Raw genomic sequence first — 19,481 nt, forward strand, 5'->3', positions numbered from 1 at the left:
TAGCCAAAACGATTAACTCATGAACAATCCGGCAAGATGTGGAACGCTATAGGCGACAAGGGAAAGTGGAAAAGCGGGCTTTTGTGGCGCACGGCCCCCTCTTTGTCAGCAGATTGCCACCCACTCAAGGTCGGTCGATGTCCATTAGCCCCGCTTATTATGTGGAAGGGTGTAAACAACCGGGGTTGGAACGATACGCAAGTCCCACCGTATTATTAAAGCGCATGAGACCACGCGCACGAGTGCTTGACGCGCGGTCCATGTCTAAAGAAAAGCCTATTCCGCCCGTTGGCATTAACCTACGCCACGGAGGTTATGAAAAGAACCGCAAGCCTAAAGCGCGGAGCCACTTTGGCTTATCCCGGTCGCGACCGGAGAAAGCCTTATCTTTCGGCGTCGGCGATCTCAACCTTATCGGGAATAGCTTGGGCCAATGTGTCGCTTACCTCCTCGACGATATCCTCTTGCGCCGCGATATCTGCTATGCCGAGTTCGACCGCCGTAGCGGCAATTGCAGCGTCGATGCCGGTCGCTTGTGTCAAAATCTCTCCCGCCGCTACCGCGGCCACTCCCCCAATGACGGCGGCGCCCGCCGCAATTTGTTGCGCCGTCGCCGTGGCGGCCTTCTCAATGACAGCAGCCCCCATGGCAATCTCTCTTGACGCCGCCACGGCGGCATTCTCAATTACGCTGGCGCCCGCCGCTACTTCTTCCGCCGCCGTGAGGGCAATCGTTCCGAGTGAAGAGACACCGGCGGCGATTTCCTCCACCACCGCAACGGCAATATCCTCAATTGTGGCCGTCTTACTTGATATGTCCTCGCGCAGTGCGGAGCCGCTCCCGCGCTCATCGGGATTGAGCACTCTCTCTTGAGATGAGCTTGGCGAAATGACTCCGGTGATGATGTCTACGTTGATAGGAGAATGCAGGGGGTCCGACTCGATGGTTTCTGGTTCCTCTGAAACGATTACATGTGCTCTGGCCGCGTCCTGGGCAAGATTTCTTTCCCAACAGGGGGGGGTATAATCAAGTAAAATCTCTCTCTCAATATTTGCAAGCGTAGTGCATAAAGTGGTCCGCAAGGGATTCATCGATCCTCCTGCTGGGCACCCAATATCCTCGGACAGGGTATCCAACGCCCGTTTAACGCGCGTGGTCAACTCCTTAGGCTGATTGACCGGGTCAGCGCTTCTCTTGCGGCGGCCGAAGGAAGACTCAGCCCCCTTATCTTCTGCCCTGCGCCGTCCCTCATGTCGGGTTTCGCGTTTGGCGAAACGCGGCTCATTGGCAAGCGTAAGCGATGGCTTGTCGGCGCTGGCTTGATACCTATAGGGATTGTTGACGTTCGAGTCATTCCTCACCGTGTGATTTGCCGTAATTTTTGCCCCTCCCAGAACCCCCACACCGCCACCCGCTAAGGTAACGCCAGCAAATTCAGTGGTGATGTTTACCCCCTCCCCTAGTTTGGCAAGCGCCTGTGATGACAAAAGATCGGTGTGATTACTGCCGTTCGGTAACGAAGATTGCGTCGTATTTAATATTTTAGTGTTGTTCAATAAGGCATACAACGTTATCACCTTATGTAGCATAGAGCTATTATTGCTGTTGAACGTTTGATTAATACTGGGCGTGTCATTTCTGGTGTGAATTAACCTTTCAATTTGTTCGCCAAGAGGATTTCCGTCAATTGCCGCGGGATTGACACGAGGCATAATATTATCGCTTTTGCGTTTATATCGATAGGTTTTATTATTAAACATACCCACCCGATGGTTTTGCAACGCAGGTGATTCTACTGGCATAGAAAACTCCCTAGAGACTTAGGTCAACGTTGATATAATAAATAGGTGCGTTACAAATACACGCTTTTAATATCGAAATGAGACGGGTTATCTCATACCCGATAGAGGAAAAAATAACATGATTACTAGACGGTTCTACAATAACGTACGGCCTCTTAGTTGAGCAAAGAGTTGTTAACTGAGGGTATATTGCTGGATATGCATTCTGTAGCGCCGGAATACGGCCTGTTGAGCACCTCGTATTCGCGCTAGGCGCCAAGAGAGTTCGCCGCCGTTATGCGACGAGTAAGTGACTTGATCTTGGGCGGTGACGCATCAATGCGATACCTTGCCTTTTCCGCGCCCGTGCGCACAGGCTATTCGCCATGCTCTCTTTGACGCAAAGGCCTGCGTAGTTTGCAGGCTGCCGGACACCCGCGACGCCGATGGTTTGCTGGTAAATGACAAGCCGGATGGTCAGTCCGGGCCACACGGTCAGACATTATTTATTTTCTCGTGTAAATTTCCAAAGATCGCCCTCAATATGTTCATCGGCTGTCCAACAAGGTATTATTTTTCGGTCAGCATTGTAATATAGGCTACTTTCATAAAGATAACACTTGTAAAAATTATTATAGATATGCCCATCTTTAACGGTCCAAATGTTTTCTGGTGTTGGCACACCCGCTATCCAGGTAAACACCGATCGTCTATTCTCCTCCACACGGCTGCTTGCATACAGATATTCTTTATAATAATTATTCAGAATAAAAAATTCATTTTTTTGGTCGGCGTGATTGATGAACATCCAATAGCCTTTATTCACCCTATGGCCCGGCGCCCAACCAAAAACGTGCCGGCGGGCCATGCCATCGTCCATGTATAACGACGCATAGAGATAATTCTGACCACGGTTTTTATTGGCAATCGTAAGGATTGGAAAATCAAGTAAGTACTTATTTTCATTGCGCTTAATTATTTCCGCCACCATCGCTTCAGTATAAAAGTCCATGACTATAATCCCAATCCGTGCGGCCTCGTAGCGGGCAAAATCTACATGCTCACCCTTCAGGCCCTCCTTGAAACTTTTAGTCAATAATTTCAGCAAGTCTTGCGCAAATGACTGGGGGCAGAGGCAAGGAGGCTTCATTGCATTACAATGATTAATATAAAGTGTTTCAATGGTTGGCTTTCTGTTTGCCTTTATCGTCTCTTGTATAAAAGCGAGTACTTTTTCTAATTTATCGGATGCACGCATCTGGGAAAAATCATCCTGAACCCTAGTTAAACTTTGGTGTATACTTGACAGAATACTTTCATTTGATAATAAAACAATTTTTCCTCTGACCTCACCGATAAGGGGGATTTGCGGCATTAAATACATTTTGTCAAGGAATTTAGCATAGCGACGCGTGAAAACATCCATAAATTTCTTTCTAGCCGTCGGTGTCGTTTCTCGCCTGAGCCTAATGATAATGGTTTCAGATTTATTCTCAGCCAAAAACGTCAGACATTCATTCAACACTTCATCAAAATCAATATTCAAATAATAGTCACCGTGATAAGCTGCCAATTTATCATCAACAATACAACATCTCATATCCAGATAACGGATCCCGGCAGATAATTGTTTTGTTATCGTGCACTCATAATATTGGGTTGCAATAATGCTGTCTAAATCAGGGGTGACATTGGCAGCACCCTTTCGCGAACAACTTTCATGGGTGCCCGGGATAGAGATATGGGCAAGACTTTTATAATCATCGATAGCAGACATCCATTTGCACGTATCGCTTAATAACGAATACATCATACGTACCTCATAATTTTATCGTGGTGAAGTCTGTTTTTGTTAAATGACGTAAAAGGCCGAATCGGCTTTAAGCAATCCAAACACAATTTAGTCGGTCGATATAACAGCGCTGTGTTAGATTAAGCGAGACGCGGGACAACAGATATACATTAACGCTAAACGAATTAGAATTGCCTGCCGTTGCAAACCCGGTAGCTCTCCTGCTTTTAAAAGAGTAGGCAGAGGCCCGCATGATGGAGCCGCCGGCGCAGTCGCGCCCAGCGGCGTTAGCATCATATTATGTTGCATCGGGTCGTAGGCACGCGATTTTTCACCCAGCTGGCGTCAATTTGTTGATTAATTTAGAGGTAATATTACACAGGCGGAGCGGCCTGGCGGCGGTGGCGCTCGCCGATAAATTCTCGCCGCTGCTATTCCACCCGTTTGCACAGCCAAATCGTATGCCCGCCGCACAAAGGATCTTCAACTACGCTATCAATCACCGCAAACCCCTGCTCCGCCAGTAGTGCACCATACTCATCAGGCGCCAGACTGGCATGATACAGCGGTTCTCCTGCAAACTCCCCCATGGCGATACCGTTGCCCGGACCGCTGGTAAACATGAGCGCACTACCCTTGTGGCTATGGCGATTGAAGATCGGGAACATCAACTTTTGATCCTCCCGCGGCAAATGAAAAAAACTGTCCCAGGCGATAAGGCCCTCAAAGGTCTCATCAAGCGCCATTGCACGCATATCCAAGTGGAGCCAGCGTTGTTGTGGAAAACGGGACCGGGCGCGGTCAAGCATTGCAACAGCGCCATCAATACCGGTAACAGAGAGATGCCGCCGTATAAAATATTCCGCGATAGGCTGCCCATTACCACAGCCGATATCTAAAAGACGGCCGTTGCCTCCCATGGCGGCAATAAATTTATCCAGCCACGGTTTTTCGATCAGGCGGCGTGAGCGCTGACGCGCGAAGGCGGCCGCGTGCCGCTGGTAAAGCCCCAGTATATTGCCCGCCGCCGCGTCATTCATGATCTCTTGCTCTCCTACCGATTTTTGCCCATCCACCAATAATCGCCATCAAGGGCAGAGGGACGATAAACGGTCTCCAACACCGCAGCCGTCGTCCGCGCCAGCCGTCACTTGGCCATAGGCACCTTGCACCACTATCAAGCTGCGACCTTAAGATAATACGCTATATCGCTTTAGCGCGGCAGCCGGTTGACCATGATCAGGTCGTTGATAGACTTATCCGGTAGGTGAGGCATCGCCAAATAATCGAACCGTCCCCCTTTACGCATGATCACCGCCGACGGCTCCCGACGTGCCAAAGCACAGCGACGGCGGAATGCGCTTATTCCTTGTCAATTTAGATTATGATAGTAATCTATTTAGTCACGCCAATGCTGACGCCGTCAATGAGGAAAAAAATGTCTAATCCCGCTTATGAGCCCGCGATTACCGCCTTGTTGTGTATTGATTTATATAATGACTTTCTAGCAGAGGGCGGGAAATTATTCCCCTTTATGAAGGACATCGCGCTTAAAAACAATATGCATGAAAATTTACGTAATATCGTTGCCGCCGCGCGCGCAGCCGGCATCACCGTGTATCATGTTCCGCATCACCGCTGGCAACAGGGCGACTACGCCGACTGGAAATACCCCACGCCTTATCAGCTAGCCGCGAGCGAACGTCAGGTTTTCGCCAAAGGTACCTGGGGCGGTACCTTTCACGATGACTTCCCAATCCAGCCTGGTGACATCGTGGCCACCGAGCATTGGGGATCAAGTGGATTTCCCAATACCGACCTTGAACATAAGCTCAAGCGCTACGGTAAAGAAAAAATTATTTGCGTCGGTCTTTTGGCCAATACCTGCCTGGAGGCGACCGCCCGCATGGGTATGGAGCTGGGCTTTCACGTCACGCTGGTTCGTGACGCCACGTCGGCGCGCTCTCATGAGGCGCTGCATGCGGCGATGGACATCGATGGCCCGACGTACGCCACTGAAATCCTCAGCACGGCCGCGTTGATCGACGCCATCAGGCTTTCCGCTGCCAACGCGGTGAAGTTTGCGCCGGCAATGGGAGCAGTCCCACCCTCGGCGACGCGCTAGAACCAGGATCGGGCCAGGCTAGGTGTCCAACATGGCCAGGACGGCGGTTTTTAGCGCATCCGACAGCGCGGGATCGTTTATGATTTCGCTCAGATAATTGGCTCCCACCATGGCGGCGAAGACGGCCAACGTCTTTCCGTTTCCCGCGAACGACCTATCCTTTTCTCCCGCGGCATTGAGAAAAGACGTAAGCAGCGCATTGACGCCCTGCGTGCAATCGCTGACCAATGCGGCATTGTTATGCTGCAACAGGTCGCTGCCAAAAGCCATCATCGGGCAGCGTTTCTCGGCCGGTTTGGACGCGAGATAGCGCTCGGCTATTCGCCATTGCGGATGCGGCGGACAATCGCTGGCGATGCTGTCCCAATGCTGCCTGGACCGATCGAAAGCCAATCTGGCGGCTTCCGCCGCCAGCGCCTCTTTTGAGGCAAAATGCTTATAAAAGCCTCCCGACGTCATCCCTGCCGCTTGCATGATATCCGACACGCTGACCTCGGCAATACCGCGCGCCCTGAAAAGCTCGCTCGCCTTTTCAACGATCAGCGCCCGATTGGCGCCAGCCTGTAATTTGCTGGAACGTCCCATCTTTCTCACCCAATTAGCGTATCGATATACGATATCTTACCATGTAAAAAATGCCGTGACGGCGGCCCTTTCTGAGCGGTCCACACCATTCCAGACGCGCGATATTACCAACTCAAACCATAGCCACGGGGAAAGGCGACGGCGCCGGCATGGGTATCCACATCGTAGTTATGCCATAGCGTTACCGGCAGTTTCCCCTGCGGCGAGCGCGTCCCCGTCAAAATTTGCGCCAGCGAAACCATTGAGGGCCCCAGCCAGATACCGTTGTCATAACCATAATACGAATAGGTCGCAACGGCGGCGTCTACATCGTCGGCAAAGCTGACGATATCGTAAGGGGCCTGCAAGGAGAGGTGAATCCGTTTTTTACCCAATTTACCGGCATAACGGAACCAGGAAAGCGTATTCGCATCGCTATCAGGGTTGTCGCCTTCCCGATCGCTTAGTGCGGGCTGCCCGCGCATTGCGGGATCTTTAAAATGGGTCGAAACGGTGCCCAGTAGCAGCACATCACTCTGCGCAATAGCCAATTTGATTTCTAAATCCGTCAGCTTGGTTGTCTGTTTAGCCACGACATTGCGATAGCCCTCCTGCATCATTACCGCCGCAATCCCCTTTGCCTGTTCCTCCGAGGGCGTAAGGATCAGATAGCGCAGCATCTTATCTTTCAAAGGCAGTGTGGCATGCCGATTAATGACGACGGTAATCGATCGGTCCGCAATCTCTTTCTCTATTTTTCGCCCGTTGGTCAGAAGAGAGGAGAGACTACGCCTGCTGTCTTGCCAAAGATGAGAGTGCTTTAGGCGCAAAATACGTTTAACGGAAGCATTAATATCCTCCTCACTAATCTCCCCTGCCCGGACCTTACTGATAATATGATGAATCAATACCGACAGTCGGTCCGCTTCGGAGGGAGAGGTAATACTGACCGGCATCAGGGCAATATCAACCCCGGCCGCAAACACCCGTTCGACGGCTTCAGCCTGGGTAAAATGATCGGCAATCGCCCCCATATTCAACGCATCTGAAATGGTGACACCGCGATACCCCAATACCTTACGCAGAATGTTGGTCTGTATTTCATGGGACATCGTGGCGGGTACCGTCATTTTTTCGCCATATCGGCTGTAAATTTGGGTGTTATCCAGCGCCGGATATTGAATATGGGCCGTCATAATCATGTCAGGAGCGATATGATTATCAATAGCATGCTTATAAGGCGCGATATCGATAGCGAAGGCGTCCTTCCTTAAACGATCAACGCGCGGCAGGGAGGTGTGGGAATCGGTCGATGTACTTCCGTGCCCCGGGAAATGCTTATAAACGGTAATGAGCCGCTGATGATGCATACCCGCAGTGATACCCTCAGCCAAGCGCGCGACGGTTGGCGCATCATCGCTGAAACTCCGCACATTAATAACCGGGTTGAAGGGGTTCGTGTTAACGTCCACCACCGGGGCAAAATTGGTATTGATGTGGAGCGACTGCATATCCTGGGCCATCCACCGCCCTTGCTCAACGGCCAACTGTGGATCCGCGCCGCCTTCTACGGCGGCGGCCAATGCCATATTGCCGGGAAACGTGGCATAGTCACCGCGCGGCAAACGGAATTTGATGCCGCCCTCGTTGTCGGTGGCGATGAACAGACGCAGGCCGCTACGGGTTTTCATCGCGGCATACCACGAGGTAAGCGCCTCAATTTGCGATGGGGTTTTAAGATTGTTGGCAAAAAGAATGACGCCACCGATAAAGTTATTACGAATAATCTGCGCAACCGTAGCGTCGGGGGCAATCATATCTTGCTGGGGTCTGCCGTGCGGATCCCAATAGCGGAAATCAAGCATAAGCTTTTGACCAATTTTCTCCTCCAACGACATGGCGTTAACGCGTCGCTCTATCTCCTTTTCGGTTTTCTCTTTGCCGTCTTGCTCCTGGATACACCCTGCCAGCGGCCAAGCGCACAACGCAATCGGTAACCATCGCCTTAATTTTCGATATCCCAACATATAGTGCTCCTAGTTCATTTATTATGCATTATTTCAACATGACGGATAAGTTAGCCCGAAACCTGTGCGTTGTAAGAACCTGGAATAGAGAGACAATAAAACATTTTTTCACCAAACAATCATTAAATGGCTTATAAACAATTTCAATAAATAGAATATGCGGGCTAGCAATGAATAACCTAGATAGCGGTAAAGTTGCCCGCCGGGTCTTCGTATAGCGGTATTAAATGAATAAAAATCCGATGTTGGTCGATGCCTCGCTTAGGCTGGTCAGATTTAAATAAATCGCTGTTGCGCCCTGAAAAAATAATGGAAAACAGAAGGGAATACGGGAGGCTTAATGGAATACCGGCAACTTAACTTTTGCGTCGGGAAAGCCCGGGCTACTTTTAAAGTGTGCGTGTCGCCATAGACTGCACTCTCTTTGTCGGAGGGGCACATCCTGTCACCGCGCCAGATCATAAAACAAAAGATCACAGATAATTCATTGATTTAAAATAATTATTTAGCCATTATCGCATAGGCGCGAGAGCCACTCTCACCTATTGCTCTCACCTTTAGCTTGGCTCAAGAACGTATTGCGTTGCGTAACCTGTTCGGAGGCGGAAGGCGTTTTCCCAAGCGGGCCCTACCACGACATACAATATCTAACTCTTGATAACCGGAACCCGGTAATGGGCCAGCATCGCCCCCAGTGCCTATTTTTAACTAAGGCATAAGCGTGATGCGCGTAAAGCCATGTCCGACGCCGGTGCATTGTGACTTATGCCACAAAATAAAAATATTACTCGGCGGGTGATTTACGCTGTGGTCAGTTCCACGGGTATTAATATTGCGAACAGCGGCTGAAGAGTATTTTTCTTGCGCCGTTTCCACGCCCCCCTTCTCCGGAGGGAATTTATCGTGCTTGAATAACGATTTAACGGCAACCGGCTTTCTGAGGATGGCGCATTAATGTACAGTGGGTACGCCGTCGATCTTGAAGTCTTGCGGCTATCATAAGCGACGGTCCTCCAGGGGTATTTTATTTCATTTTTTATGAGGCAATTATGAATATATTAAAGTATTTAACAATTGCGGCATATTCTTATTCTATTTGCAATGCAAATGAAGTTGATTCTGGAACCAATATCATTAACATCGGCAATAGCGATAAGACCGTGAAGAAGTGCCAGTTTCGCAAAAGTAGTGATATGGCGTATCCAAAGTGGACTTGCTATGACGTTAGTGTTTCGGCAATAAACAAACATCCAGCCCCCACGCCAGCGGCATGGAAAAACTTAAGAGTACCTTAATCGGGTTGTCGTCATTCACTTTTTATCAAGCGGTCGCGCCATCAATGCGCTAATACAAATCAATACGGGGGGTGAATAGGCTGTGTTGCCTTCACGCCGGCGCTAGAACTCAGCCCACTATCGTCGATAATGACCGGTTGACGATGATAATCAGGGCCTTGGCCGGGGCAGAAGACGGGTTTTAAGTCAGCTTGCCCCCGTGTTGATTCATCGGGGATTCGGAGTAGCCGGTGATTGAAGTGCTAACGGATGCGGATGCCAGACCAGCCGCCCTAACCGTTATTTTTTCAATGTCACTTGGGTTAGTGAATCCCACAGGCGTTGTTTATCACCGTCATTGAGATTCGTCTGTTCAAGGGCATGCATAAATGCCTGTTGATCGGTGAATGTCTGCCCTTGGGTTAATCGCGCGCTAATGGCGTGCAGTATCGCGGTGCTTAAGGTGCCAATATGTGATCTTACCTGCTCGAGCGGCTTAGGCTGCCAAACTTGTTCGGGTTTGGATAACCAATCGGCACGATAGCGATACTGAATCGCCTTGGCGGCATCCATTTGCGCTTGGATGAAGGGCTTAATCGAATCGCCGTTCAATCCCAGGGTTTCCGCCTCAGCCACTGAGGCAGATAACACCCGAGCTTCCTGAGGAAGATCCTCAATAGCCAAATGATGGCTAGCCTTATATCCAGCGACATCTTTCATGTAAGACAGGCGTTGATTCATCAATGCAGCAACGCCTCCTTGAGGCGCAGGCGCCGCCACGGCGGAAAGACAAAACAGTAAATTCATCATAAATAAACCCAAAGAGAGGTTTTTATTCATCTTGCTTTACCTTTTGTTAACATATAAATGGCTAATATGTTACCTATGTAATCATACAATCAAATCATTTCAATAAAAAAACTCACCTCATCTGGCTATGCAGGTTCCTGAAAAAATACACAAACGACGGTTATAGGCGCCGCTCTAAAACAACCCAATGACGCGCTGCGTTTGACGCCCATCAACGTGTTGCGGGTGTAAACTTCATCAGCAGCAAGGAAAGAGCGGAAAACAAGGCGAGCGCCGTGACAGCGCCTACTTGCGCATAAAGGAGCCCGAAGACCACCGATCCCGCCACCTGACCCGCCGCCAGCATGAAAAACACGGCGCCCACCCCGGCGGCGGGAGACGCTTTCGTCGAGGCGGCACCGCATACCAGCATCACGCCTGTTAGCGTGACGTAACCCACCCCACAGAGCGCCACCGCAGGTAACAACCACCATGAGAAGCCATGGCTGAACGCCAGCAGTATTAGCGGCGCCGCCATAAATAGTTGAGATAAGCGATATACCTGTTTTAGGCCGACAATCGTCGACGCAGGACCGGTCAATGCCCCCAGGATCCCCGCGCCGCCGCTAATCAGCCACAGCAAGCTGGTCGTGTTGTCATCCACGCCGATGTGGTGATGTAAGAGATCGGGTCCAAAATTCCACCACGCCGCGCTGGCTACGCCGCTGATAAAAGCAATCACCACCAAGCGCACCAGCGGGCGCGCCATCGGCCAGACAGGGGGGCGCTTGTTCTTCATCTGCGGCGCCACGCCGCCGGCGGGCAGATAACCAGCAATCGGCGCCAGGCAGGCCAGCGCCACACCGCCAAAAAGCAGACAAGCGGCGCGCCAGCCCCCCGGCAGGAAGAGCAATACCGGCACGGAGAGGATAATGCCGGCACCGGTTCCGGCATTAATGATCGTGTTCACTCGCGGCTGCTGCGGCACGGCAACCCGACGGCCGACCGCAGCGGCCAGGGACGGCGATGCCAGGCCGGGGCTCAGACCGGCGATGAACAGTCCTGCCGCCAGCATGGCCGGCGAGGAGGAAGCGGCCAGGATCAGCAAGCCGGCGGCCGCGCAGAGTGCCGCCGCCATCGCCGGCAACCGTGGGCCACACCGGGGTGAAACCACGGAAGCCCCGATCACGGCCAGACAATAGGCCACGAAACCGCAGGCGGAAATAACCCCCGCCAAACGCGGGCTGAACGGGATATCGCGCACCACGGCGGGCAGCATCAACCCCCACGCAAACCGGGCCATTCCGTAGGTGACAGCAATCAGCGCAAAGCCGGTCAGGCCGAGCGTCACGGACGCTCTCATCGCCCTTCCTCGCATCCCGCCATCAGACGTGCGGCTGCCAGACCCGCATGGCGGGCAGCATCAGGCCCGATAAGAAGCGCGGAGGTGATGGCCCCTTCGGATAGCATCCATACCGCATCGGCCAGCGCTTCATGGCCCACGCCGTGAGAATGGCCAATACATGCCGCGATGTACCCCCGTAGCGCATAGCGATAGTCAAGCGCCAACGCCGACAGTTTTACCTCTTCCTCGGCATATTCACCCCAGGCTTTGAGGAAGAAGCAACCCAGGGGATCATATTCGCGCATCCACTCCTCAAGCACATCAAACAATCGGCTGATGGCCTGAGGATGCTGCGAGGTGTAAAGCGTTGCAAAAAAGCGGGATTGTCGGTGAGCCATCACTGCCGCCGTTAGATCTTCCCGCGAAGGGAAATAGCGATACAGCGTACGCGTTGAGACATTGGCTTCGCTGCAAATACGATCGGTGCTGGTGGCGTGGAAACCGTTGCGATAAAACAGCCGCTCAGCGGCTTCAAGGATAGTGGTTTTCTTTTGCATACGCACCAAAGTAAACCGATCGTTTTACTTTTGCAATGCTCTCTGTCGCGCGTAACCCAACTTTCAGCCACCCTAGCCGCCGCGCTCGCCGGTTATCCTGGTGCTTCGCGGCAGATTACTTTACCGTCAATGCGCCGCCTAAATAGATAAACTCAGTCTATTCCGGCCCGATATCGGGATGGCTTATCATCCGGTACATGACGGCGATGTCGCCGGTCATCACGGCGCATTGCCGGCATGGTTACCGTGGTTAGCCTGCGGACATGCCGCACAGGGTGTCACCGCATTACCTCTGATGCGCCAGCTCGGTAATAGCAATTCACCAAAAAAGGAATTAAGGCGAAATGAGACTTATCCCTGCCGTCATCGCGGCCTTCTATTTTTGGCTTTCCCCACCGGTACAGGCATTGACGACCGCCGGCTTACAACCTTATCTGCAAAAAGAGGAAAATCGTCTCAATGCCAGGATTGGTGTAGCCATCCTTGACGCTCACGGGCAGCGGATCTTTGGTTACCGCAGCGAGGAACGCTTTCCGTTGAACAGCACCCACAAAGTTCTGGCCTGCGCCGCCTTGCTTGCCAACGCGCGGCAACACTCGGCGCTGCTGGAACAACATGTGACTATCATGCCGCAAGCGCTGGTGGACTACTCGCCCATCACGCAAACGCGCCTGGCGCCGGGAAAATTTACATTACGCGAATTATGCCGGGCCGCCGTCAGCTATAGCGACAACACCGCCGCTAACAGCATCCTGGAGGTTATTGGTGGAGCCGGTGCGGTCACCCGCTTTATGCGCCTCATCGGCGATAACGTTACGCGGCTTGACCGTCTCGAGCCCTCGCTTAATGAAGCGGTGCCGGGGGATGTCCGCGATACCACCACGCCCGCCAGCGTCGTGGCCGCCCTTAGAACGATTCTCGCGACCGATGTTTTAACCTTACCTCACCGCCAACTTTTGCAAACATGGATGATGGACGACCAGGTGGCGGGAGACCTGTTGCGCGCCTCGCTGCCCACCGGCTGGCGGATTGCCGATAAAACCGGCGCCGGAGGATATGGGTCACGTTCTATTATTGCTGCGGTTTATCCCGACCCGAAACAGCCCTTTTACATCGCGATTTATATCACGCAAACTGCCGCTACTCTCCAGCAAAGCAATCGCGTGGCAGCCAACATCGGTAAGATCATTTTTCGCTAACGCCCGGCGAGATCGAGCGGCCAGCGTCACGAGAGAAGCCCGCCCTATCACCTTTGATAATCTCTCAACGCCGTCTATGGCCTTTGCGCCGCCCAGTTTAAGCGTCCGGCTATTGTCGCCGCTTTCCCCTTCGCTACACCCCGGTCGGCAAAACACGGCTGACCGCAGGGTCGTTGAGGCCCGTTGCACGGTTGCTGTGCATCATCTGGTCAAAGCGGTGCAGTAATGAACGTTTCCGCCGGCGTCAGCCTGCCACCGGCGCTTGCCGTAACCGTTAGCGAACAGCACAGTACGCTGCTTCTGTTTTTTTCTGGTTCAAAATCAATTACCTACTTATAACCGTTGAGTGCAGCGTCACCCTGTGCCACTGCTTCGTTGTTTCCACCAACAATTGGCATGAAAACTGCTTTAGTTCTATGAAAGTCACTTTCATGAAATGAATACCCTTTTCCAAAGCAGGAAAAAAAACGCGTGAGTATTGATAAAAACCAGAATGCCGAAAGCGAAGCGATAAAGTTGGGGATGCGGGTGCGCCACGCTCGCCATGTGCGCGGATTGACGCTTAAGGTTTGCGCCGAATTATCCAGCAGTTCAGAAAGCCAGCTCTCAAAAGTGGAACGCGGCCTGGTGATGCCGTCCATTGCATTGCTGCATCGTTTAGCGCGGGTGTTTGAAACCAATGTCTCCGACCTGCTGCGCGACATTCCCTCTGGTTCTGAGCCTGTGCTACGCAGCGGCACCCGGCACGTAGCCGCGCTCGGCGCGGGTACCGGCGGTATTCGGCTAGAGCGCATGGATAATGCCGCATCCGGCACCTTATTGCAGGCCCATATTCATATCGTGCCGCCCGGGGCCCGCAGCGACGGACTGATTGAGCACCCCGGTGAAGAAGTTGGCTACCTTCTAAAAGGCCAGATCGTGCTTATTGTGGGTGAGGAGCAGTACCGGCTCAACGCGGGCGATGGCTTTCATTTTCCGAGCCATGTTCCCCATGGCTACGCCAATGACGGCAAGGAAGAAGCGCAAATCTACTGGGTGAACACACCCGCCACCTTTTAAGGCAAACAGACAGGCAGCAGGTCGTTACCTGACAGGAGAGTGCAATGGGGTACAACTGGCAGTTCGGGCTTTTATATCAGTATTGGCCGGTATTTTTAAATGGCGCAATCATCACCCTTGAGATTACGTTTGGCGCCACGCTTATCGGATTATTGATAGGTCTGCCGGTGGGCATTTTACGCAGCTCCACATCGCGATTGCTGCGTTTTATTACCACAGTCTATGTGGAGGTGATCCGCTCCACCCCGGCACTGGTGCAAATTGTCTGGGTTTATTACTGCGTACCCATTTTATTCAATATCAAACTCGGCGCTGAAAGTGCCGTCATTCTCACCCTCGGTATCCACTGCGGGGCGTATGTCGCGGAAATCGTGCGGGCGGGCGTCGAAGGCGTGGACAAGGGCCAATTCATGGCGGCGCGTTCGATCGGTATGTCCTATTACCTGACCATCCGGCGCATTATCTTACCACAGGCGGTACAGCGCATGATCCCGCCCTTTATTAACGAGTTCGCTAATTTGATGAAATTGTCCACCCTGGGGTCCGTCATTGCGGTCTACGAATTGCTGCAATCGTCGAATAACCTGATTTCGCTGACCTATCGACCTCTGGAAGTCTATACCTTCTTGGCGCTGGTATTTTTTGCGATTACCTACCCGTGGATTTGGATGTCGCGTCGTCTTGAAAATAAGATCAAGCACAACGCCTGAGCGAACTCCCCCGACAAATGAGGGTGACTATGTTATCGATAAAAAGTCTTGAGAAATCCTACGATGGATTAGCGGTATTAAAAGACATCAATCTGGAAGTAAAAGAACGCGATGTGGTGTCGTTGATAGGTCCCAGCGGCTCGGGCAAAAGTACCTTGCTTAAATGTATCAATTTCCTCGAAAGCTACGATAAAGGCGAGATTGTTTTCGATGGCGATATGGTCGGCTATATCGAAAAGAATGGCCGAAAGGTTTTGGCGCCAGAGAAAAAAAATAATCATCTGCGTACACAAATGGGAATGGTATTCCAAAGTTTCAATTTATTCCCTCATATGACCCTCTTGCAAAACGTCATGGAAGGGCCAGTGCAAGTGTTGGGTCAGTCACGGCGCGAGGCCAGCGCGGCGGCGGAGCAACTGCTCACCCAAGTCGGTCTGGCCGACAAGCTCCACGTCAAGCCCACCCGACTGTCGGGCGGGCAACAGCAGCGCGCCGCTATCGCCCGCTCGCTGGCCATGCGTCCGCGGTTAATGCTCTTTGACGAACCGACGTCGGCGCTGGATCCCGAGCTGGTGGGCGATGTCCTGGAAACCATGCGCAGCCTGGCGGAAAACGGTATGACGATGGTCATCGTCACCCACGAGATGTCCTTTGCCCGTGAAGTGGCAAATCGCGTGGTATTTATGGAAAACGGCTACATCGTTGAAGAAGGTCACCCGGAGCAGGTCTTCGGTCATCCGCAACATACGCGTACCAAAGAATTTCTGGCGCGGGTGCTGCGATAATTCGTCTGGTCAACATTTTTTGGGGATACACACATGTTTAAACGTTTTTTGTCATTGATACTGGTCGCCTCTTCGCTAATGCTGGCAACGGCGACGCCCGCGCAAGCGGCCGGGGAATTGGCCAAAACTACCTCCAGCGGTGAGCTGCGCATCGGTTATATTCCCTCGCCCCCCGGTACCACCAAGGATCCGGTCAGCGGAGAAGTTACCGGTTTTTATGTGGATATGATTAAAGCCATCGCGGCGCAAATGAATGTGAAACCCGTGTTTGTCGAAACGACTTGGGGTAATTTTGTTGCTGGATTACAGTCCAACCAATTTGACCTTTCTATCGGCGCGACGTTTGCGACCGTCAAGCGGGCCATGGCGGTGGATTTCACCCAACCGCTGTTTTACCTGGGCAGCGTCGCGGTCGTTAAAACTGACGATACACGTTTTAAATCGCTGTCGGACATGAATAAACCCGAGATAAAAATCGCCGTTGTTCAGGGAACCGCCGCTGAGGACTTTGTCCGCCGCACCTTACCGCTGGCAAAATTGACCTCCCTGTCAGGGGGCAATTTAACCGCCGGCTTTATGGAAGTGGCCTCCGGCCGTGCCGATGCCAGCTTTGAAGATGCCTTTACCGCTTCCCAATTTGTGAAACAGCAGCCGAGCACCAAAGTCCTGTTTGCTGACAAACCGGTTTTCTTCCTGCCTATCGCTTGGACGGTGAAAAAAGGCGACACCGAGCTGCAATCTGTGCTGAATATTGGGCTTAGAGATTTAATTTTATCCGGCCAAATGAATACCATTGTCGGTAAATATTTGCAGGGCGGTCGCTATGTTGACATGCCTAATTTACAAGAATTTCCCAAAGCACAATAACCTTCGGTCATTAGGCTATTAATCCATAGCGAAACCGGCGTCGTAATTATCCGCATTCGCGTTGCTAACTTGACCTATAAGCTAAACCCTACCGCCATGCGGCCCTTTTAGCGCGATGAATTGATATAAAGAGGTATTAAATGCCATCCTATCCAACATGGGAACAAACCCTGGCCGGTAAAACCTGGCGCAATGTGCATTTCCCGCGTATTAAAGAAGATATGCCCACCTTCTTGGGTGTACCCTATGCGATTAACGAGGAAGATATTCAGGGCGCCGACGTCGTCATTATTGGCGCACCCTTTGCCGCCGGTTGGGGCAAAAAATACAGCGGCGTAGATAAAATGGAATGGCTCGCGGCAACCACCCGGGTCCGCCAGCAATCGATCCGTTATCGCGGCGGTTATGTGCAGGAACTGGATATCGATGTCTTTGAGCATCTGAAAGTCGTCGATTACGGTGACGTCAAAATCTCCCCCGAAGCCAGTTATGAAGGCACGGTGGAAAGTATTCTGGAAGCGCAAGCGTTGGTAGAAACCCGCGTACGGCAGGTGATTGCCGCGGGAGCCATCCCGGTCGTTATTGGGCAAAATTCCCCGGTGGCGTCCTATGCGGTAGGGCGGCCGGTGGCGGAGCACTATAAAGGTAAAATCGGCATGGTCAGCCTGGATACGCATTGGGACTGCTGGCCGTACGACTGGGCGACGATGAATGATCACATCGCCGGCTCTACTAATTGGAAAGACAAATTGCTGCGCGATTGCCCCAACTACGCCATCCCTAACCTGGTGGAAATCGGCGAGCGCGGCATGCTGGAAGACCCGGCGATGGTGCGCCGTATGGTCAAAGAAGGCTGCTGTTTTATGCCGATGTGGAAAATCCGCACCGAACTGGGCATTGAGGGTGTTATCAATAATCTCGATCGGGCTTATCAGGGCACCGAGGCGGTCTATAGCCATTTCGACATGGATGTGTTGGGCGGCGCGGGTCCTACCGAGGGGGATATTTTAGGCGAGTTGGCCGAACCGATGGGCATGACGGATTACGAAGCGATTCGCATCGCCTACGAGGTGGGACGTCGCGGCTGCGCCGGCTTCTCGTTTTTATGCATCCCGCCGGGTTCGGCCATTATGTACCGGGTTATCGTCTATGCGCTCACCTATTTCCTGGCGGGGCTGGCGCAGCGCAAAATCGATAAGGCCGCGGGTAAATGATGCATATTGATGAAGCACGGGTACTGGCGTCTCTCCGACGCCTTGCCACTTTTGGCGCCGAAGGACGCGGCGTTTCGCGGCCCGCGCTGAGCGCCGCGGACATGGCGGCGCGACGCTGGCTGGCGGAAGAGATGGCGGGCGCCGGATTGGAGCCCACGCTGGATGCGGTGGGCAATCTGTATGGCAGACAGCCTAACGTCACGCAGGCGCTTTTGCTTGGCTCCCATGCCGATAGCGTGCCCAACGGCGGCTGGCTGGACGGCGCGCTGGGGGTGATTTACGGCATTGAGGTGGCGCGGGCATGGCGCCAGGCTTATCCAGATGCCGCAACGGGTATCGATGTCATCGCATTTTCCGATGAGGAGGGGCGTTTTTTAAGCTGCCTGGGCAGTCGGTCATTTTGCGACAGGCTCAGTCCCGCCGAATTCGACGCACTGGTCAATAACAATCCGTCGCTGAGCACATCGATAACCGCGGCCGCGCTGCCAACCCAGCCGTTCCTCCGCCTCGACCCCGCACGCCATTTGGCTTATTTGGAGGCACATATTGAGCAGGGCCCCAAACTCGACAATGCCGGCCTGGACATTGGCGTGGTAACCGGCATTGCCGGCATGCGGCGCTTCCAGGTCAGCTTCGCCGGGCAGGCGGATCACGCCGGCACCACGCCCATGGACGTGCGCCGCGATGCCGGCATGGCGGCGTTTGCGTTTGCGACGCAGTGCCATGAACGCTTCCTCGGCTTGGTGGGCTCGGAAACGGTATGGAACATGGGCGCGCTCAGCCTCAAACCGGGCGTAACCAACGTAGTGCCCGCCTTTGCTGAATTGACGGTTGAAGTGCGCGATCTCCAGCAGGAGCGGATAGACATGCTGGGTGAAGCGCTGTTGACGCTGGCGCGTGAGTGTGACGGCCGCCAGGGCGTGACCACAGCGGTGCAAATTCAAAGCGACCTGGCGCCGCTGGCGATGGACGCGCATCTGCGGGATATCATCGAAAGTCAGGCTATCGCCTGCGGCGCAAGTTACCGTGCCTTGCCCAGCGGCGCGTTCCATGACGCCATGCTGGTGGCGCAACGTATTCCGACGGCGATGTTGTTTATCCCCAGCATCGGCGGTCGCAGCCATAGTCCAGACGAGGACAGCGCCGAAGCGCAAATCAAAACCGGTGCACGGGTGTTCGCCTCCGCCGCCGCCGTGATTAGCCGCGCCCAGCCTGCGCTTGGCGTATCGACGTAACTATTATGCGCCGGCCTTACGTGGCGTAACGGCGAGTTTTCCTTGCGCCCGCCCCGCTTGGCCCACCGGCGACATTTCCCTTGCGCCGTCCACGCTCGGCGTAACGACACGAAGCGCAGCGGCGAGTTAAGTGCGGCGCACGCCCACTGGGTTCAAGG

Annotated in this window: 17 protein-coding genes; 9 read left to right on the forward strand and 8 right to left on the reverse strand. The window is 53.1% G+C overall.

Annotation, left to right across the window (positions count from 1 at the left end; translation table 11 throughout):
- Positions 1 to 383: 383 nt before the first annotated feature.
- From SANT_RS22615 to SANT_RS22625, 3 genes are all read right to left on the reverse strand, one after another.
- Complete coding sequence (locus SANT_RS22615) at positions 384 to 1,802, reverse strand: hypothetical protein (RefSeq protein WP_025424505.1); 1,419 nt, start codon at positions 1,800 to 1,802, stop codon at positions 384 to 386.
- A gap of 481 nt (positions 1,803 to 2,283) precedes the next feature.
- Complete coding sequence (locus SANT_RS23140; protein ID WP_025424506.1) at positions 2,284 to 3,594, reverse strand: phosphatidylinositol-specific phospholipase C domain-containing protein; 1,311 nt, start codon at positions 3,592 to 3,594, stop codon at positions 2,284 to 2,286.
- 410 nt (positions 3,595 to 4,004) lie between these two features.
- Positions 4,005 to 4,613 (reverse strand): class I SAM-dependent DNA methyltransferase, encoded by a 609-nt coding sequence (locus SANT_RS22625; protein WP_025424507.1) that lies wholly within the window; start codon positions 4,611 to 4,613, stop codon positions 4,005 to 4,007.
- 371 nt (positions 4,614 to 4,984) lie between these two features.
- On the opposite strand from SANT_RS22625, the gene SANT_RS22630 reads away from it, so the two are divergent.
- Positions 4,985 to 5,698, forward strand: a complete 714-nt coding sequence (locus SANT_RS22630; RefSeq protein ID WP_237234709.1) for a cysteine hydrolase family protein — start codon at positions 4,985 to 4,987, stop codon at positions 5,696 to 5,698.
- 18 nt (positions 5,699 to 5,716) lie between these two features.
- Here the strand turns inward: SANT_RS22630 and SANT_RS22635 are convergent, their stop codons facing one another.
- Together SANT_RS22635 and SANT_RS22640 are read right to left on the reverse strand one after the other, a co-directional pair.
- On the reverse strand, positions 5,717 to 6,283 hold the full coding sequence (locus SANT_RS22635) for a TetR/AcrR family transcriptional regulator (RefSeq protein WP_025424509.1): 567 nt from the start codon (positions 6,281 to 6,283) through the stop codon (positions 5,717 to 5,719).
- Positions 6,284 to 6,387: 104 nt separating this feature from the next.
- The gene (locus SANT_RS22640) at positions 6,388 to 8,160 is read right to left on the reverse strand and encodes a glycoside hydrolase family 3 N-terminal domain-containing protein (RefSeq protein ID WP_040133579.1); all 1,773 of its coding nucleotides are present in this window, start codon (positions 8,158 to 8,160) and stop codon (positions 6,388 to 6,390) included.
- A gap of 1,178 nt (positions 8,161 to 9,338) precedes the next feature.
- Here SANT_RS22640 and SANT_RS24435 point away from each other — a divergent pair.
- Entirely contained in the window at positions 9,339 to 9,584 is a 246-nt protein-coding gene (locus SANT_RS24435) for a hypothetical protein (RefSeq protein WP_148296392.1), read from the forward strand.
- A gap of 279 nt (positions 9,585 to 9,863) precedes the next feature.
- Here SANT_RS24435 and SANT_RS22645 read toward each other — a convergent pair whose 3' ends face one another.
- The 3 genes from SANT_RS22645 to SANT_RS22655 all read right to left on the reverse strand — a co-directional run bounded on the left by SANT_RS22645 (position 9,864) and on the right by SANT_RS22655 (position 12,254).
- The gene (locus tag SANT_RS22645; protein ID WP_420480366.1) at positions 9,864 to 10,373 is read right to left on the reverse strand and encodes a chorismate mutase; all 510 of its coding nucleotides are present in this window, start codon (positions 10,371 to 10,373) and stop codon (positions 9,864 to 9,866) included.
- A gap of 211 nt (positions 10,374 to 10,584) precedes the next feature.
- On the reverse strand, positions 10,585 to 11,715 hold the full coding sequence (locus SANT_RS22650; RefSeq protein ID WP_025424512.1) for an MFS transporter: 1,131 nt from the start codon (positions 11,713 to 11,715) through the stop codon (positions 10,585 to 10,587).
- Entirely contained in the window at positions 11,712 to 12,254 is a 543-nt protein-coding gene (locus SANT_RS22655; protein WP_025424513.1) for a TetR/AcrR family transcriptional regulator, read from the reverse strand. Before SANT_RS22655 ends, SANT_RS22650 begins: the two co-directional genes overlap by 4 nt.
- A 344-nt stretch (positions 12,255 to 12,598) precedes the next feature.
- Between SANT_RS22655 and bla the strand changes: the two genes are divergently transcribed.
- From bla to SANT_RS22690, 7 genes are all read left to right on the forward strand, one after another.
- Positions 12,599 to 13,453 carry a class A beta-lactamase gene (gene bla / locus SANT_RS22660; RefSeq protein WP_040133580.1) on the forward strand — a complete coding sequence of 285 codons (855 nt, stop codon included), beginning with the start codon at positions 12,599 to 12,601 and terminating at the stop codon, positions 13,451 to 13,453.
- Positions 13,454 to 13,924: 471 nt separating this feature from the next.
- A complete protein-coding gene (locus SANT_RS22665; RefSeq protein ID WP_025424514.1) occupies positions 13,925 to 14,512 on the forward strand; it encodes a cupin domain-containing protein in 588 nt (195 codons plus the stop codon).
- Between the two features lie 44 nt (positions 14,513 to 14,556).
- Positions 14,557 to 15,222 (forward strand): amino acid ABC transporter permease, encoded by a 666-nt coding sequence (locus tag SANT_RS22670; RefSeq protein ID WP_025424515.1) that lies wholly within the window; start codon positions 14,557 to 14,559, stop codon positions 15,220 to 15,222.
- 29 nt (positions 15,223 to 15,251) lie between these two features.
- Entirely contained in the window at positions 15,252 to 16,007 is a 756-nt protein-coding gene (locus SANT_RS22675) for an amino acid ABC transporter ATP-binding protein (protein WP_025424516.1), read from the forward strand.
- A gap of 33 nt (positions 16,008 to 16,040) precedes the next feature.
- A complete protein-coding gene (locus SANT_RS22680) occupies positions 16,041 to 16,874 on the forward strand; it encodes a substrate-binding periplasmic protein (RefSeq protein WP_025424517.1) in 834 nt (277 codons plus the stop codon).
- A gap of 140 nt (positions 16,875 to 17,014) precedes the next feature.
- The gene (locus tag SANT_RS22685; RefSeq protein ID WP_025424518.1) at positions 17,015 to 18,088 is read left to right on the forward strand and encodes an arginase family protein; all 1,074 of its coding nucleotides are present in this window, start codon (positions 17,015 to 17,017) and stop codon (positions 18,086 to 18,088) included.
- The gene (locus tag SANT_RS22690; protein WP_025424519.1) at positions 18,085 to 19,323 is read left to right on the forward strand and encodes a M20 family metallo-hydrolase; all 1,239 of its coding nucleotides are present in this window, start codon (positions 18,085 to 18,087) and stop codon (positions 19,321 to 19,323) included. The genes SANT_RS22685 and SANT_RS22690 overlap by 4 nt, the downstream gene beginning before the upstream one ends.
- Positions 19,324 to 19,481: the final 158 nt, after the last annotated feature.

Source organism: Sodalis praecaptivus (assembly GCF_000517425.1).
Classification (GTDB): Bacteria; Pseudomonadota; Gammaproteobacteria; order Enterobacterales; family Enterobacteriaceae; genus Sodalis_A; species Sodalis_A praecaptivus.

Coding starts and splice junctions, on each gene's coding strand:
- SANT_RS24435 (WP_148296392.1), top strand. CDS start 9,339: ATGAATATATTAAAGTATTTAACAATTGCGGCATATTCTTATTCTATT.
- SANT_RS23140 (WP_025424506.1), bottom strand. CDS start 3,594: ATGATGTATTCGTTATTAAGCGATACGTGCAAATGGATGTCTGCTATC.
- SANT_RS22655 (WP_025424513.1), bottom strand. CDS start 12,254: ATGCAAAAGAAAACCACTATCCTTGAAGCCGCTGAGCGGCTGTTTTAT.
- SANT_RS22670 (WP_025424515.1), top strand. CDS start 14,557: ATGGGGTACAACTGGCAGTTCGGGCTTTTATATCAGTATTGGCCGGTA.
- bla (WP_040133580.1), top strand. CDS start 12,599: ATGAGACTTATCCCTGCCGTCATCGCGGCCTTCTATTTTTGGCTTTCC.
- SANT_RS22635 (WP_025424509.1), bottom strand. CDS start 6,283: ATGGGACGTTCCAGCAAATTACAGGCTGGCGCCAATCGGGCGCTGATC.
- SANT_RS22675 (WP_025424516.1), top strand. CDS start 15,252: ATGTTATCGATAAAAAGTCTTGAGAAATCCTACGATGGATTAGCGGTA.
- SANT_RS22650 (WP_025424512.1), bottom strand. CDS start 11,715: ATGAGAGCGTCCGTGACGCTCGGCCTGACCGGCTTTGCGCTGATTGCT.
- SANT_RS22640 (WP_040133579.1), bottom strand. CDS start 8,160: ATGTCGTTGGAGGAGAAAATTGGTCAAAAGCTTATGCTTGATTTCCGC.
- SANT_RS22615 (WP_025424505.1), bottom strand. CDS start 1,802: ATGCCAGTAGAATCACCTGCGTTGCAAAACCATCGGGTGGGTATGTTT.
- SANT_RS22645 (WP_420480366.1), bottom strand. CDS start 10,373: ATGATGAATTTACTGTTTTGTCTTTCCGCCGTGGCGGCGCCTGCGCCT.
- SANT_RS22630 (WP_237234709.1), top strand. CDS start 4,985: ATGCTGACGCCGTCAATGAGGAAAAAAATGTCTAATCCCGCTTATGAG.
- SANT_RS22685 (WP_025424518.1), top strand. CDS start 17,015: ATGCCATCCTATCCAACATGGGAACAAACCCTGGCCGGTAAAACCTGG.
- SANT_RS22680 (WP_025424517.1), top strand. CDS start 16,041: ATGTTTAAACGTTTTTTGTCATTGATACTGGTCGCCTCTTCGCTAATG.
- SANT_RS22625 (WP_025424507.1), bottom strand. CDS start 4,613: ATGAATGACGCGGCGGCGGGCAATATACTGGGGCTTTACCAGCGGCAC.
- SANT_RS22690 (WP_025424519.1), top strand. CDS start 18,085: ATGATGCATATTGATGAAGCACGGGTACTGGCGTCTCTCCGACGCCTT.